Annotated in this window: 7 protein-coding genes; 2 read left to right on the top strand and 5 right to left on the bottom strand. The window is 76.2% G+C overall.

The window, feature by feature from the left end:
• Positions 1-101 precede the first annotated feature (101 nt).
• The 5 genes from PV796_RS17870 to PV796_RS17850 all read right to left on the bottom strand — a co-directional run bounded on the left by PV796_RS17870 (position 102) and on the right by PV796_RS17850 (position 13,347).
• Positions 102-1,049 carry an ornithine carbamoyltransferase gene (locus tag PV796_RS17870; protein ID WP_274914308.1) on the bottom strand — a complete coding sequence of 316 codons (948 nt, stop codon included), beginning with the start codon at positions 1,047-1,049 and terminating at the stop codon, positions 102-104.
• Positions 1,049-7,558 carry a non-ribosomal peptide synthetase gene (locus PV796_RS17865; RefSeq protein WP_274914307.1) on the bottom strand — a complete coding sequence of 2,170 codons (6,510 nt, stop codon included), beginning with the start codon at positions 7,556-7,558 and terminating at the stop codon, positions 1,049-1,051. The genes PV796_RS17870 and PV796_RS17865 overlap by 1 nt, the downstream gene beginning before the upstream one ends.
• Positions 7,555-12,609, bottom strand: coding sequence for a non-ribosomal peptide synthetase (locus PV796_RS17860; RefSeq protein WP_274914306.1), 5,055 nt, complete (start codon positions 12,607-12,609; stop codon positions 7,555-7,557). Before PV796_RS17860 ends, PV796_RS17865 begins: the two co-directional genes overlap by 4 nt.
• Before the next feature lie 148 nt (positions 12,610-12,757).
• Entirely contained in the window at positions 12,758-12,973 is a 216-nt protein-coding gene (locus tag PV796_RS17855; RefSeq protein ID WP_274914305.1) for an MbtH family protein, read from the bottom strand.
• A gap of 47 nt (positions 12,974-13,020) precedes the next feature.
• On the bottom strand, positions 13,021-13,347 hold the full coding sequence (locus PV796_RS17850; protein WP_274914304.1) for a hypothetical protein: 327 nt from the start codon (positions 13,345-13,347) through the stop codon (positions 13,021-13,023).
• Between the two features lie 386 nt (positions 13,348-13,733).
• Between PV796_RS17850 and PV796_RS17845 the strand changes: the two genes are divergently transcribed.
• A complete protein-coding gene (locus tag PV796_RS17845) occupies positions 13,734-14,267 on the top strand; it encodes a GNAT family N-acetyltransferase (protein WP_274914303.1) in 534 nt (177 codons plus the stop codon).
• A gap of 78 nt (positions 14,268-14,345) precedes the next feature.
• A complete protein-coding gene (locus PV796_RS17840) occupies positions 14,346-15,455 on the top strand; it encodes a DegT/DnrJ/EryC1/StrS family aminotransferase (protein WP_274914302.1) in 1,110 nt (369 codons plus the stop codon).
• Positions 15,456-15,458 lie beyond the last annotated feature (3 nt).

The raw sequence follows: 15,458 nt of genomic DNA, 5'->3' as shown, positions 1-15,458 counted from the left end.
GGGCTACCGGACCCGCCGCTGGCCCCGCCGTCGAGAACCGTACGGCGGGGCCGGCGGCCGTTGCGCGGCACGCGGTGAACGGGGGCCGGGGGAGCGGAGGTTCAGCCCGCGCCGCCCCCGCGGCACCATTCCAGGACCGCCATCGCGGAGTGCATCTTGTTCTCGGCCTGCTCGAAGGCCAGGCTCATGGGCCCGTCCAGGACCTCGGCGGTGACCTCCTCGCCCCGGTGGGCGGGCAGGTCGTGCAGGAACACCGCCTTCGGGCTGTCGGCCCACAGCTCCGCGCGGACCTGGAACGGGGCGAACGCGGTGCGCCAGTCGGGGTCGGCCTTGGCGGTGCCGGTGGTCTGCCAGCGCGCGGTGTAGACGGCGTCGAGGTCGGTCGGCAGCCCCTCCATGGTGTGGCGTTCGCGCAGCACCGCCCCACTGGCCGCGGCCTGCTGCGCCGCCTTCCGGGCGATCGCGGCGGGGAGCCCGTAGCCGGGCGGGGTGCGCAGCTCCAACTCCACGTCCGGGTAACGGGTCAGGGCCAGTGCCAGGGCGGTCGCGGTGTTGTTGCCCTCGCCCAGGTAGAGCACGCGCAGCCCGTCGATGCGGCCGAAGTGCTGGTACAGCGTGGTCAGGTCGGTCAGGGCCTGGGTGGGGTGCTCCTCGGCGCTCATCGCGTTGACCACCGCCATCCGGCGCTGGCGCGCCCAGGCCCGCATCTCCTGGGGGTCCCCTGCGGTGCGGGCCACCAGCACGTCCAGCATCCGGGAGAGCACCCGGCCGGTGTCCTCGCTCGTCTCGCCGGTGTTGGTCTGCAGGTCGCCCGGGCCGTAGGAGAGCAGGGAGCCGCCCAGCCGCAGCGCCCCGGCGGAGAACGCGGTCCGGGTGCGGGTGGAGGTCTTGGCGAAGTAGACGCCGGTGACCAGGCCGTCGAGCGGCCGGCCGGCGTCGGCGGTGCCGGCGGCGAACGCGGCCCCCCGGCCGACCAGATGGCGCAGGTCGGCGTCGGTGAGGTCGTCGAGGGATATCAGGTGGCGCACGGTGCGGGCGTCCTTGGGCATCAGCGGTCTCCCGGAGGGGTGGTGTCGAGGGCGTCGGCCAGCTCGGCGAGGGTGGGGTGGGCCAGCGCGGTGGCCGGGTCGAGGGGGAGCCCGGCCGCGCGGGCGCCGGCCAGTACGCGCAGCACCAGGAGCGAGTCGCCGCCCAGGTCGCCGAAGGCGTCGTGGACGCCGACCCGGTCGAGGCCGAGGGCCGCCCGCCACACCTCGGCGAGCCGCCGCTCGGTGGCGGTCCGGGGCGCCACGTAGGGGGCCCGGACCGCGGTGTCCTCCCGGTGCGCGTCGGCCGCGGGGGCGCCGGTCCGGTCGTACTTGCCGTGCGCGGTCAGCGGCAGCGCCCCGACGATCCGGTAGGCGGCGGGGACGAGCGGGGCCGGCAGGAGCGTCCGCAGCCGGGAGGCGAGCTCCGCGGGGCGCGGTGCGCGGCCGGGAGCGGGCACCACCCAGGCGGTGAGGCGGGGTGTGCCGGCGGCGTCCGGGAGCGCGGCCACGCGGGCCTCCCGGACCCGCGGGTCGGCGGCGAGCGCTGCCTCGATCTCGGCGGGCTCGACGCGGTGGCCGCGCACCTTGAGCTGGCGGCCGGCCCGCCCGGTGAACTCCAGCGTCCCGTCGGGCAGCACGCGGGCCAGGTCGCCGGTGCGGTAGAGCCGGGAACCTGGCGGCCCGTAGGGGTCGGGCACGAAGTGGCCGGCGGTCAGGCCGGGTTGGCCGGCATAGCCGCGGGCGAGCCCCGGGCCGCCGATGTGCACCTCGCCGACGGTGCCGTCGGGCACCGGCGCGAGGCGGTCGTCCAGGACGCGCAGCGTGGTGCCCGGCAGCGCCCGGCCCAGCGGCACCAGCGGGCGCCGCTCCCGGCCGGTCGTGCGGTGCGCGGCCGCGGCCACCGTCGCCTCGGTCGGCCCGTACTCCGCGGCCAGGCGCATCCGGCCGCCGCCGGCGGCGATCCGCTCCGCGACCCGGGCGGCCTGCCCGGCCGGGTAGGCGTCGCCGGCGCACACCAACAGGGCTGCCAGGCGGCCGAGTTCGTCGTCGGAGAGCTGCTGCTCGACCAGCGCGAGATGGCCGGGGGTCAGGCCGACGAAGGTGTGCGGGGCGCCGTCGGCCAGCAGCCGCCCGAGCTCCTCCGGCGCCCACCGCTGCGGCAACAGCCGCACCGTGCCGCCGGTCAGCAGCGGGACGAAGAGCGCGGGGACGCCGAGGTCGGCGCCGACGGAGGTGAAGAACGGGGCGTCGGCCGGCCCGCCCTGGGCGTAGGCGTGGACCGCCCAGCCCAGATAGTGGGCCAGCGCCCGGTGTTCGACCGCGACGCCCTTGGGGGCGCCGGTGGAGCCGGAGGTGTGCAGCACGTAGGCGAGGCGGTCCGGTGCTCGGTCGGGCGCCGGCGGGTGGTCGTCCCCGGGATGCCCGGGCGCGTCCGGTGCGGTCACGCGCAGCTCCGGGAGGCCGCCGGCCCGGCCCGCGTGCGCGTCCTCGGTGACGACCAGGCGGCAGCCGGCGCCGGTGAACAGGGCCGACAGCCGGGCGTCCGGCGTGTCCGGGTCGCCCGGCACGTAGGCGGCGCCGGCCTTCCAGACGGCGAGCAGGGCGACGAGGAGGGCCGGGCCGCGGTCCAGGAGCACCCCGATGCGGTCCTCCGGGCCGGCGCCGTGCCGCCGCAGCCGCCGGGCCAACGCGGCCGCCCTGGCGTCCAGTTCGGCGTAGCTCAGGCGGGCGTCGGCGGCGGTGACGGCGAGCGCGTGGGGGGTGCGGGCGACCTGCGCCTCGAAGGCGGTCAGGACGTCGTCGAACGGCGCGGGGGTGGCCGGCAGGGCGGCGAGCGCGCGGCCCGACTCCCCGTCCTCGGGGTAACCGCGGCGCGCGTCGCCGTCCGGGCCGTCGGCGGCCATGTCGGTGAGGACCGCGAGGTAGAGCCGGGCCAGCCGGTCGGCGCGGTCCCGGCGCAGGGTGCGGGTGTCGGAGGCGAGGGTGAGGTGGTCGCGCAGCGGGGTGCCGACGACCACCGGGAACTCGTTGGGGCTGTCGTCGCGGGTGGCGAACGGGTCGACGAGGTCGGTGTCCACCTGGTGGAAGTCCAGGTAGTGGAAGAGCACGTCGATCGGGTGCGGGTCGCCGGGGCGGCGCATCGCCGGCATCGGGAACCGCCGGTGCGGCCAGAGCTCCACCTCGGCGGCGAAGACCTGTTGGGCCAGCTCGCCCCAGGTCCGGGCGGTGCGCCGGTAGGGGAACGGCACGGAGTTGAGGTACATGCCGGAGACCCGCTCGGCGCCGCGCACCTCGGGCCGGGCGTCGGCCACCAGGCCGCCGCGGAAGGCGCCTTGGCGGGTGAGCAGGCCCAGCACCTTGCTGTGCGCCGCGTGCAGCACGCTCTTGTACGGCACCCCGGCCGCCGACGCCAGCGCCCGCAGTCCGGGCGCCAGGTCGGCGAGCGGCAGGTCGATGCGGTACCGCTCGGCGGGCCCCTGGGGGGCGCCGGCCCAGCCGGTCGGTATCTCGAACTTCTCGTGGGAGTCCAGGAGTTGCCGCCAGTAGGTGCGGTCTCCCTCGTCGTCGAGGGCGCGCAGTTCGGCGGCGATGAAGTCGGCGTAGCGGACCGCGGGCGTCGGCGGGGCCGGGTCGGGGGCGCGGCCCGCGCGCAGCCGGCGGTAGGCGCCGAGCAGCTCCATCAACTGGTTGTGGTAGCTCCAGCCCTCGATGGCCGGGTGGCCCTCGGTGATCGACAGCCACCAGCCGTCGTCGTCCAGGAGGTGGGTGGCCATCCGCATCAGCGGCGCCCGGGCGGGGTCGAGCAGGCGGTGCCGGTCGGCGTCGGCGAACTCCGCCAGCGCCGGCCACCGTTCGCCCTCGGGCAGGTGCCGCAGGTCCTGGTGGGCGTGGGGCATCGTGGCGCGCTCGTGCACGAGCTGGAGCGGCCGGCGGTACCCGGTGAGCGCGAACGAGGTCCGCATCGCCTCGTGGCGGGCCACGACCAGGTCGGCGGCGGCGCGGAAGGCCGCCGGGTCGAAGGGGTGCGGGTCGCGGATCCGGAACGAGGTGATGTTGTGGTACCGGTGCACGTCGCCGTCCCGGAACATCTCGACGAACATCCCGGCCTGGGTGCGGGAGAGCGGATAGGCGTCGACGGCGTCGGCGGGCAGCGCGGCCCGCTCCTCGGCGTCGAGCAGCGCGAAGCGGGCGACCGGTTGGAAGCCGGGACCACCGGCCAGCGCGCCGTCCCGGACCGCCCGGCACAGCCGGGCCACGGTGCGGTGCTCGAACAGGTCGCGCACCGCCACCGCCAGGCCGGCCTCGCGCAGCGCGCCGGCCAGCGCGACCGCGCGCAGCGAATCGCCGCCCAGGTCGAAGAAGTTGTCGTGCACGCCGATCTGGGTCAGGCCCAGGACCTCGGACCAGAGCGCGGCCATCGCGCGCTCGTCGTCCTCGCGCGGGGCGACGTGCGCGCCGACCGCGGTGGCGGCCCGGTCCGGGGCGGGCAGCGCGGTGCGGTCCAGCTTGCCGTTGGCGGTCAGCGGCAGCGCGTCGAGGGTGACGAACGCGGCCGGCACCATGTAGTCGGGCAGGTGGGCGCCGAGCAGGCTGCGCAGCCGGGCCGGGGCGAGCGCCGCGGCGTCCGCGCCGGCGGCCGGCACGAGGTAGGCGACCAGCCGCTTCTCGCCCGGCGCGTCCTGGCGCACCAGCGCGACGGCCTCGGCGACCGCGGCGTCCGCGGTCAACACGGTCTCGATCTCGCCCGGCTCGATCCGGTAGCCGCGCAGCTTGACCTGGTGGTCGATGCGGGAGACGAAGTCGAGGTTGCCGTCGGGCAGGACGCGGGCCAGGTCGCCGGTGCGGTACAGCCGGGACCCGGGCGGCCCGTAGGGGTCGGGCAGGAAGCGCTCCGCGGTCAGGCCGGGGCGGCCGGCGTAGCCGCGGGCCAGGCCGACCCCGCCGATGCACACCTCGCCCACGGCGCCCAGCGGCACCGGCCGCAACCGCGGGTCCAGCACCCGCATGGTGGTGTTGGGCAGCGCCCGACCGATGGAGACCAGCTCGACGTCCTGGGGGCCGTCGATGAAGTAGGCGGAGTTGCCCACGGTGATCTCGGTGGGGCCGTACTCGGCGGCGAGCCGGGTGCCGCCGGCCTCCGCGGCGCTCAGCCAGCGGTCGGCGAGCCGCCCGGTGAAGGCGTCACCCGCCGCGATCACCAGCCCGGCCAGGCCCGCCCGCTCCTCCTCGGTCAACTGCTGGGTGAGCAGGTCCAGATGGCCGGGGGTGAGCTTGACGAACGCGTACGGGGCGTGCGCCATCAGCAGTCGGCCCAGCTCGGTGATCTCGAAGTCCTGGTCGAGCAGGTGGACCGGTTGGCCGGTCATCAGCGGGGTGAACAGGTCGGGCACGCCGAGGTCGAAGGCGACCGAGGAGAACAGCGGGGCACCGCCGGTGCCGGCGCTCGCGTACGCGTCGACGGTCCAGCCGAGGTAGTTGGCGAGCCCCCGGTGGGTGATCAGCACGCCCTTGGGACGGCCGGTGGAGCCGGAGGTGTAGATGACGTAGGCGAGGTGGTCGGGGTCGTGGCCGCCGGCGGGCGGGGCGAGCGGGGTGGCCGGGCAGCGCCGCAGCGCCGCGCGCTCGGCGTCCTCGTCGAGCACCACCCGCCGGGCCGCGGTGCCGGCCAGCCGCGCGGCGTGCCGACGCTCGGTGACGACGAGGCGGGAGTCGGTGTCGGCGAGCATGAACGCCAGCCGGTCGTCCGGGTATCCGGGGTCCAGCGGGACGTAGGCGGCGCCGGTGCGCCAGATGGCCAGCAGCGCGGCCACCAGCTCCGGGCCGCGGTCCAGCAGCACGCCGACGGTGTCCTCGGGGCCGGCGCCCAGGTCGCGCAGCCGGTGGCCCATCCGGTCGGCGAGCGCGTCGAGTTCGCGGTAGGTCGTCCGGCGACCGCCGTGCAGCACCGCGGTCGCCTCCGGGGCCGCCGCGGCCCGGCGGGCGATGACTTCGTGGACGGGGCGCAGCGCTTCGGGGTCGAGCGGCGTGCTGGTGCCGACGGGCTCGGCGGGGCCGTCCACCAGCAGGGCGCGCTCCGGCTCGTCGAAGAGGTCCAGCTCGGAGACGGGGGTGTCCGGGGCCGCGGTGGCGGCGGTCAGCAGCCGGGTGTAGTGGCCGGCGAACCGGCGGGCGGTGGCGGCGTCGAACAGGGCGGTGGCGTACTCCAGCGCGCCCGCGAACGAACCGTCGGGGCGCTCCTGGAGGTGCATGGTGAGGTCGAAGCGGGCGGTGCGGGTCGGCACCTCGACCTCGGTCGCCGTCAGGTCCGGCAGGTCCAGGGGCTCACTCGCGTCGGCCCGGGTCAGGTCGAACATGACCTGGAAGACCGGGGTGGTGGACAGGTCGCGCTCCGGCTCCAGCGCGTCGGCGAGCCGGTCGAAGGGCACCGACGGGTGGTCGAAGGCGGCCAGTACCGCCTCCCGGCCCCGCTGGAGCAGCGCGCCGAACGGCTCCTCGGCCGCCCAAGTGGCCCGCAGCACCAGGCTGTTGTAGGCGTAGCCGGCCATCGTGGCCAGCTCCGGCCGGTTGCGCGCCGAGACGGCGGTGCCGACGGCCACGTCCGGGGTACCGGTGTGCCGGGCCAGCAGCGCCTGGAAGGCGGTGAGCAGCACCATGAACGGGGTGGCGCCGTGCGCGGCGGCCAGCGCCCGCAACCGCTCGGCGACCGGCGCCGGAACGGTGAAGTGCTCCTGCGCGCCGCGCCAGGACCGCACCGCGGGGCGCGGTCGGTCGGTGGGCAGGTCCAGCGAGCTCAGGCCGGCCAACGCGTGCCGCCACCAGTCGAGTTCGGCGCGCACCTCGGGGCCGTCCTGGTGCGCGGTGAGCCAGGCGGCGTAGTCGGCGTACTGCACCGGCTCCGGGGCGAGCGCCGGCTCCTCGCCGCGCACCTGCGCGCGGTAGAGCGCGGAGAGCTCGCGCAGCAGCAGCGGGCGGGTGGCGGCGTCGCAGGCGATGTGGTGCAGCACGAGCACCAGCAGGTGGTCGTCGGCGGCGAAGCGGACCAGGCGGACCCGCAGCGGGGCCCGCCCGGCGAGGTCGAACGGCGTCAGCGCCGCCTCCTCGGCGCACTGGGACGCGGCGGACTCCCGGGCGCTCGCGGGCAGCCCCGCGCGCTCGGACACGGCGAAGTCCACCGGGCCCGGCGGGTCGATGACCTGCCGGGGCTCGGTGCCGACCAGGACGTAGCGGGTGCGCAGGATCTCGTGGCGCTCGGCGAGCCGGTCCAGGGCCCGGCGCAGGGCGGTCTCGTCCAGCGGGCCGCGCAGCCGGTAGGCCACCGGCAGCAGGTACTCCGGTGCGGCCGGGTCGAGCTGGTGCAGGAACCACAGTTGGCGCTGGCCCGCGGAGAGCGCCAGCGGCTCGCCGCGCGGGACGCGCGCGAGGTCCCGGCGGGCCGGGGGAGCGGCCCCGGACAGGCGCCGGCGCAGCAGCTCCGCGCGCAGCGCCGCGGCCGACGTGGCGTCCGCGGGGGTGGCGGCGGGTTCGGTCATTCGTCGTACTCCCTGTGTGCGGCGGCCAGTTCGGCATCGCTCAGTGACGCGATCTCGGCGCGTACGGCGTCCTCGACGGCCGCGGCGAGCCCGGCGACGGTGGGCCGGTCGAAGAGGGTGCGCAGCGGTAGCGCGACGTCGTAGGCGTCCCGGAGCAGGGCCATGACCCGGGACGCCCGGATCGAGTCGCCGCCGAGCCGGAAGAAGTCGTGCCGGGCGCCGATCCGCGGGGCCCGGCCGTCGGGCCCGGTCAGCACCGCCCGCCAGATGGCGGCGACGGCCTCCTCCAACGGGCCCTCGGGCGCGGTGTGTGGGACGTCGTCGGCCACCGCGGCCAGGTCCGGGGCCGGCAGCGCGGCCAGGTCGACCTTGTGGTGACGGGTCAGCGGCAGGGCGTCGAGCGGCACCACGAGGGTGGGCAGCATGTAGCTGGGCAACTGCCGGGCGCAGTGGTCCAACAGCGCCTCCCGGCCCGGGAGTCGGTCGCCGGCCGGGACGCAGTAGCCGACCAACCGGGCCTCCTCGCCGCTCCCGTGGGCGACCACCACCGCCTCGGCCACCGCCGGATGGTCGGCCAGCACCGCCGCCACCTCGCCGGTCTCCACCCGCCGCCCGCGGATCTTGACCTGGCCGTCGGCGCGCCCGGCGAAGACCAGGGTGCCGTCGGGGAGCATCCGGGCCAGGTCGCCGGTGCGGTACAGCCGGGCGCCCGGCGGCCCGTACGGGTCGGGTACGAAGCGCTCGGCGGTGAGCGCCGGCCGGCCCGCGTAGCCGCGGGCCAACCCCCGCCCGCCCAGGCACAGTTCCCCGACGGTGCCCGGTGGGACGGGGCGCAGCCGGGCGTCCAGGACGCGGGCGGCGACGTGCGGGTAGGGCCGTCCGATGGCCAGCTCGGCGGCGGTTTCGGGCACGGTCCAGCGGGTCGCGGCGATGGTGGCCTCGGTCGGCCCGTACTCGTTGACGAACCGCTTGAGGCCGCGGGCCAGCTCGCGGGCGAGGTCGGGCGGGCAGGGCTCGCCGCCGGTCTGGCCGACCAGCGGGCGGTCGCCGAGGCCGCCGTCGCGGAGCAGCCGCCACTGCGGGTGGACGGCCTGGAGGTGGGTGACGCCGGCCCGGTCGATCAGCGCCACCAGCGCCGGGTAGTCGGCGGTCTCGTGATCTTGGGCGAGCACCACCCGGCCGCCCGCGAGCAGCGGCATCACCAGCTCGGTGAGGGAGATGTCGAAGGAGGCCGGGGCGAGCGCGAGCCAGGCGTTGTCCGGGCCGAACTCCAGGTGGTCCCGGGAGGCTCCCAACAGCCGCAGCAGCGACCGGTGTTCGACGCCGACGCCCTTGGGGCGGCCGGTGGAGCCGGAGGTGTAGAGGACGTACGCGAGCCGGGCGGGGTCGCGCCGGGCGGCCCCGGGCGCGGTCGCCGCGGTCGGTGCGTCGTCGGGGGTGGCGTCGGTGGCGCCGACGGTGAGGCGGGCGCCCCGGTGGTGCGGGGCCAGCCGGGCGCCGCCCGCCGGGTCCGAGACCAGCACCACGGCCCGGGAGTCGGCGAGGACATGGGCCAGCCGGGCGTCGGGCGAGGCCGGGTCCAGCGGCACGTACGCGGCGCCCGCCCGCCAGCAGCCGAGCAGGCAGGCCAGCAGGTCGGGGGAGCGGGGCAGCAGCACGGCGACGGTGGTCTCCGGGCCGGCCCCCAGGGCGCGCAGCCGGTCGCCGAACCAGGCGGCGCGGGCGAGCAGTTCGGCGTAGCTCCACTGTTCGTCGCCGCAGACGACGGCGACGGCGTCGGGGGTGCGGCGCGCGGCGGCGGCGAAGGCGGTGGCCACGCAGCCGTCGGGGGCGTCGTCGGCGGCCGGGACGGCGGCGCCGAGGGCGAGCAGGCGGGCCCGCTCGGCGTCGGGCAGCAGCTCGGCGTCGCCCAGCCGCCCGGCGGGGTCGGCGGCGAAGGACTCCAGCAGGCGCACCCAGCAGGCGGCCAGCCGTTCCACGGTGGCCGGGTCGAAGAGCGCGGTGGCGTACTCGACCTGGCCCGACAGGGAGCCGTCGGACTGCCGTTGGACGACGAAGGTGAGGTCGGTGCGGGCGGACTGCCAGGCGGCCCGGAACGCCGCCAGGTCGTCCTCGCGGAGCGCGGTGCCGGTCCGGCCCTCCTCGTGGAAGTCGAACATCACCTGGTAGAGCGGGGTGCGCGACGGGTCCCGCTCCGGGTGCAGCGCGCGGACCAGGTGCGCGAACGGCAGGTCCTGGTGGGCCAGGGCGTCCAGCACGGTGTCGCGCACCGCGGCGACGGCGTCCGCCACGGTGTCCTCGTCGTCCGGGCGGCACCGCACCACCAGGGTGTTGAGGAAGTAGCCGACGGTCTGCGCCACTTCGGGGCGGTGCCGGCCCGCGACGGGCATGCCGAGGGTGAAGTCCGCGCGGCCGGAGAGCCGCCCGAGCAGCGCGGCGAACGCGGTCAGCAGCGTCTGCTGGAGGGTGGCGCCGGCCTCCCGGCCCAGCGCGGCGAGCCGTTCGGTCAGGGCGGCGGGCACCGCGAAGGTGTGCAGCGCCCCGTGGCCGTCGCGCTCGGCGGGGCGGGGGCGGTCCGCGGGCAGCTCCAGCGGGGTTGCTCCGGCCAACGTCCGCTGCCAGTAGTGCAGTTGGTCGTTCAGCGCGGCATCGTCGGCCGCGGCGCGGCGGCGCTGCCAGGCGGCGTGGTCGGCGTACTGCACCGCGACCTCGGGCAGGGTGGGCCGGCCGCCGGTGTGCGCCGCCGCACCCAGGGCCAGCAGGTCGCGCTCCAGGAGGACCGAGGACCAGCCGTCGCAGGCGAGGTGGTGGATGCCCAGCAGCAGGGCCTGACCGCCGTCGGCGGTGCGCAGCAACAGGGCCCGCCACACCGGACCGCGCGCCAGGTCGAAGCCGCGGCCCAGCTCCGCGCGGGCCGCCGCGCGCACCGCGTCGGCGTCGGCGGCCGCGGCGATGCGCAACTCCACCGGGCCGCCCGGCGCGTCCACGACCTGGACGGGGTCGGCGTCGCGCACCTCGTAGCGGGTGCGCAGGATCTCGTGGCGGTCGGCCAGGCGCCCGAGGGCGGTGCGGACGGTGTCCTCGGTCCACGCGCCGGGCAGCCGGATCCACACCAGGTCGGCCCATTCGGGGCTGCCCGGCCGCAACTGTTCCAGCAGCCAGAGCCCGCGCTGCCCGTGCGACAGCGGCAGCCCGCCGGTACGGGGCGTGGCAACTACCGGGTCATCACGGCCAGTTGACGCCTCGCGGGCCTCGTCCGTCCCGTCCGCGGCGCCCAGGAGCGCCGCCTGGTCGGCGACGGTGAGGGCGGAGAACAGTGCGCGCAGCTCGATCCGGCGGCCGGCCGCGGCGGAGAGCCGGCCGGCGAGCTGGCCCAAGTGGAGGGACGAGCCGCCGCGGTGGAAGAAGTCGTCGTGCGCGCCGACCGTCCCGGCGGGCAGCTCCAGGGTCACCTCCCAGGCCCGGGCGGCGGCCCGTTCGGCGGCGTCGCGCGGCGGGACGTGCCCGGCGCCGCCGTCGTCGCCCGAGTCGGGGTCGGGCAGCGCGGCCCGGTCGGTCTTGCCGCTGGCGGTCCGGGGGAAGCCGGCGACGGTCACGAAGACGGCCGGGACCAGCGGGTCCGGGAGGGTGCGGCGGGCGAACGCGCGCAGCTCCGCCGGCGTCGGGGCGGCGCCGCGCGGCTGCACCCAGGCGACCAGCCGCTGCCCGCCCGCGCGGTCCGGGGCTGCGCCGACGACCACGCCGTCCACGCCCGGGTGGGCGACCAGCGCGGCCTCCACCTCGCCGGGCTCGATCCGCACGCCGTTGACCTTGAGCTGCTGGTCCAGGCGGCCCAGGTACTCCAAGGTGCCGTCGGCGCCCGGGCGGACGCGGTCGCCGGTGCGGTACATCCGCGCGCCGGGCGGCCCGGAGGGGTCCGGGAGGAACCGGTCGGCGGTCAGCGCGGGCCGGCCGAGGTACCCGGTGGCGACCCCGGCCCCGGCGGCGTACAGCTCGCCGGTGCCGCCGGCCGGCACCGGGCGCCCCCGCGGGTCCAGGACCAGGGCACGCACGCCCCCGAGGGGCCGGCCGATCGGTACCGGGCCGGTGGTCTGGGCCGGGTCGAAGCGGTGCTCGGTGAGGTCCACGGAGCACTCGGTGGGCCCGTAGGTGTTCCAGATCTGCGCCTGGGGCACCCGGGCGAGCAGCCGGTGGCACAGCTCCGCGTGCAGCGGCTCGCCGGCGCTGAACAGCAGCCGCAGCGCGTCGCAGCCCTCCCAGCCCGGCGCGTTCGCCAGCGCGCGCAGCACCGAGGGGACGGCCTGGAGGACGGTGATGCGGCCGGCGGCCACCGCGTCGAGCAGCGCCGCCGGGTCCCGCTCGACGCCGTGCGGGGCGAGCACCACCGTGCCGCCGCCGAGCAGCGGCGCGAACAGCTCCAGCCCGGCCGCGTCGAAGCCGATCGTGGTCTTCTGCAACACCCGGTCCGCCGGGCCGAGTCCGTGCCGGGACGCCAGCCAGCGGACCCGGTTGGCGATCCCCCCGTGCGGGACGACGACGCCCTTGGGGCGCCCGGTGGAGCCGGAGGTGTAGAGCACATAGGCGGCCCGCGTGGCGGCCTCCGCGGGCCCGCCGGGAAGCCGGGGTGCGGTGTCCGGGAACGGCGAACTGGCCCTGCTGGCCGCCTCGTTGGCCTCGTCGAGCACCAGCAGGACGGTGCCGTCGTGGGCCGGGAGGGCGGCCCGGGCGGCGCGGTCGGTCAGGACCAGCGGGGCCCGGGTGTCGGCCAGCGTCCAGGCGAGGCGCTCGGCCGGGTGGTCCGGGTCCATCGGCACGTACGCGGCACCCGCCCGCCACACCGCCAGCAGGGCCACCACCAGGTCGGGGCCGCGGCGCAGGGCCACGCCGACCAGGCTCCCCGGGCCGATGCCCAGCGACCCCAGCCGGTGCGCGAGTTGGTTGGCCCGCCGGTCCAGCGCGCCGTAGGTGAGGGCGGTCCGGCCGGCGGGGAGCGCCTCGACCGCGACCGCGTCGGGCGTGGCCGCGGCCTGCGCCGCGATCAGCGCGGGCAACAGGGGGAGCGGTCCCGCCGCGCCCGGCGCACCACAGTCCCCGGATGCCCACCCGGGGGGCGAAGCGGCCGACGGCGTCCAGTCGTTCAAAGATGCTCCTAAGGCAGCGTCGCCGCGCGGGCGGGAAAGGGGGCGCCCCGTGGGCGGTTCAGTCGGCGGCGGACCGTTCCATCCGGCGGCGCAGGCTCAGCGGGCGCATGTCGGTCCACACCGTGTCGATGTGGCGCAGGCACTCCTCACGGCTGCCTTCGGTCCCCTCGGCGTACCAGCCGGCCGGCAGCGGCCGGTCGGCCCACCAGATCGAGTGCTGTTCCTCGTCGTTGCGGACCACGCGGTAGATGGGGTCGCTGCTGTGGTCGTCCATGCGGGTTCCCAGGGTCGGGGGCGGGCGGGACGGTCGAGCGGGTGCGGTCAGTCCGCGATGATGCGCTTGACCGTCGCCTGGAACTCGGCGTAGGTGCCGTTGCGTTCGGCGATGCCGGCGATGTGCTCGGCGATCTCGCGGAACGTGCGGCCCTCGAAGCCCTCCAGCTCTTCGAGGACCTTCAGCTCCAGCTCGTTCTCCAGGTCGAGCAGGACCTGGACCATGGAGAACGAATCCAGGTCGCGCAGTTCTTCCGGCTCCGGCACATCGGGCTGCTCGGCGCAGATCGTGGCGGCGGTCCGGCGAATCAACTCGGTGAATTCGTCGAGGAAGGTCGGGGCGCTGCTGTCGGTGGCGATGGCGTTTTCCAACATGGTTTTCGTCTACGCTCCTTGGCCGCTCGCGCGGTCGAAATTCATCCGCCGTGGGGCGGGCCGGGGCCGAACGGAATGAAAGTCCTAAGGCCGATCGGGGCGACCGTAGCCCGCGCCGCATCCGGTGGGCAATGCGGTGCGGGCGGCATTTACCGCCGGCCGTCCCGCCGGCGAGACAACCGCCGCCTCCTCGCTGGTCGCTGCTTGACCGCCGGCTGTGCGGCGGCCTAGCGTCCGGTGCTTCCAGGGCCTTGGCCGACCGGATTCAAAGCCGGCCCACGCATTGCCCCGCGCATTCCCCGCCGTATACAAATCGGTGCAGAAATCAAGGGATTTACGGCGGGCCGGCGGTCCGGGTCAACCACGGCGAAAGAGGTAGCTGGCCAATGTTGTTTCCGCACACCGAGACCGACCGGGTCTCCTTGCGTCCGGCCGGTCCGCAGGACGCCCCCGAGGCATACCGGATCCTCTTCGCATTGGGGGCCGCGGGACTTCCCGTGCTGGATACCTTCGTCAAGAATTTCGGCGAGGGGCTCTCGGCGTGCTTCCTGGTCCACGACAAGGGCACCGACGAGGTCGTCGGGCTCAGCACGGTGTCCACCGCCACGTCCGCCGGGCACGCCCGGATCGAGGTCCACCTCGCCGGGCCGGCGGCCGCCGAACTCGCCGGCGACGTCCACGCGTTGACGGTCAACTTCGCCTTCGCCATGTGGCGGCTGCGCAAGGTCTACGTCCACCGGACGTCACCGGACGCCGCCGGGCTCGGCCTCGGGGCGGCCACCGCCGACCTGGTGCGCGCCGAGGCGGTGCTGCCCGACCACACGTATTTCCACGGCAGGTTGTGGGACGTCCACCTCCTCGCCGTCCACCGTGAGGACTGGAACACCCACGGTGTGCCCCTGCTCAAGCAGATCGGCTGACGGGGCCGGGCGGCGTCCGCTCCCCCACGGCCAACTCTTCAAACCTGACGGCAACCCTGTTGGAGGTGACGTGCCGCGATGACCCAGCATGTGTGGGGTTACCTGCCGGAGTACGACAAGGAACGCGCGGACATTCTCGACGCGGTGGACACGGTGTTCGGCTCCGGGCAGTTGGTGCTGGGGAGGAGCGTCAAGGGCTTCGAGCGGGAGTTCGCCGACTACCACGGCCTCGGCCACTGCGTCGGCGTCGACAACGGCACCAACGCCATCGTCCTGGGCCTGCGCGCCCTGGGCGTCGGCCCCGGCGACGAGGTGATCACGGTCTCCAACACCGCGGCGCCCACCGTCATCGCGATCGACGCCGTCGGCGCCACCCCGGTCTTCGTCGACGTGGACCCCGACACCTACCTGATGGAGGTCGACCAGGTCGCCGCGGCCCTCACCCCGCGCACCCGCTGCCTGCTCCCGGTGCACCTGTACGGCCAGTGCGTCGACATGGCGCCGCTCAAGGAGCTGGCCGCCAAGCACGGCCTGGTCGTCCTGGAGGACTGCGCGCAGGCGCACGGCGCCCGCCACCACGGCCGGCTCGCCGGAACGATGGGCGACGCCGCGGCGTTCTCCTTCTACCCGACCAAGGTGCTCGGCGCGTACGGCGACGCCGGCGCCACGGTGACCGACGACGCGGCCCTCGACGCCCGGCTGCGGCGGCTGCGCTTCTACGGCATGGAGGACCGCTACTACGTCGTCGAGACGCCCGGCCACAACGCCCGCCTCGACGAGGTGCAGGCGGAGATCCTGCGCCGCAAGCTCACCCGCCTCGACGACTACGTCGCCCGCCGCCGGTCCATCGCCGACCGGTACGCGGCGGCGTTCGCCGGCACCGACCTGGTCACCCCGGTGACCGCGCCGGGCAACGACCACGTCTACTACGTCTACGTCTGCCGCCACCCGCGCCGGGACCAGCTCCTGGAGGGCCTCAAGGCCCACGACATCGCGCTGAACATCAGCTACCCGTGGCCGGTGCACACCCAGTCCGGCTTCGCCCACCTCGGCTACGCCAAGGACGCGCTGCCGGTCACCAGCCGGGTCGCCGAGGAGATCTTCTCGCTGCCGATGTACCCGTCGCTGACCGACGCGGAGCAGGAGCGGGTCATCGACGCGGTGTTCGACGTCATGGGAAGGCTCTGACCG

This window comes from Streptomyces sp. WZ-12, from assembly GCF_028898845.1.
GTDB lineage: Bacteria > Actinomycetota > Actinomycetes > Streptomycetales > Streptomycetaceae > Streptomyces.
The sequence above is the reverse complement of the archived record's forward strand: the minus strand, read 5'-3'. Positions and strand labels throughout refer to the sequence as shown.

Excerpts from the sequence above, each read along its gene's own strand:
- PV796_RS17870 (WP_274914308.1), bottom strand. The coding sequence starts at position 1,049 with ATGCCCAAGGACGCCCGCACCGTGCGCCACCTGATATCCCTCGACGAC.
- PV796_RS17865 (WP_274914307.1), bottom strand. The coding sequence starts at position 7,558 with ATGACCGAACCCGCCGCCACCCCCGCGGACGCCACGTCGGCCGCGGCG.
- PV796_RS17855 (WP_274914305.1), bottom strand. The coding sequence starts at position 12,973 with ATGGACGACCACAGCAGCGACCCCATCTACCGCGTGGTCCGCAACGAC.
- PV796_RS17850 (WP_274914304.1), bottom strand. The coding sequence starts at position 13,347 with ATGTTGGAAAACGCCATCGCCACCGACAGCAGCGCCCCGACCTTCCTC.
- PV796_RS17845 (WP_274914303.1), top strand. The coding sequence starts at position 13,734 with ATGTTGTTTCCGCACACCGAGACCGACCGGGTCTCCTTGCGTCCGGCC.
- PV796_RS17840 (WP_274914302.1), top strand. The coding sequence starts at position 14,346 with ATGACCCAGCATGTGTGGGGTTACCTGCCGGAGTACGACAAGGAACGC.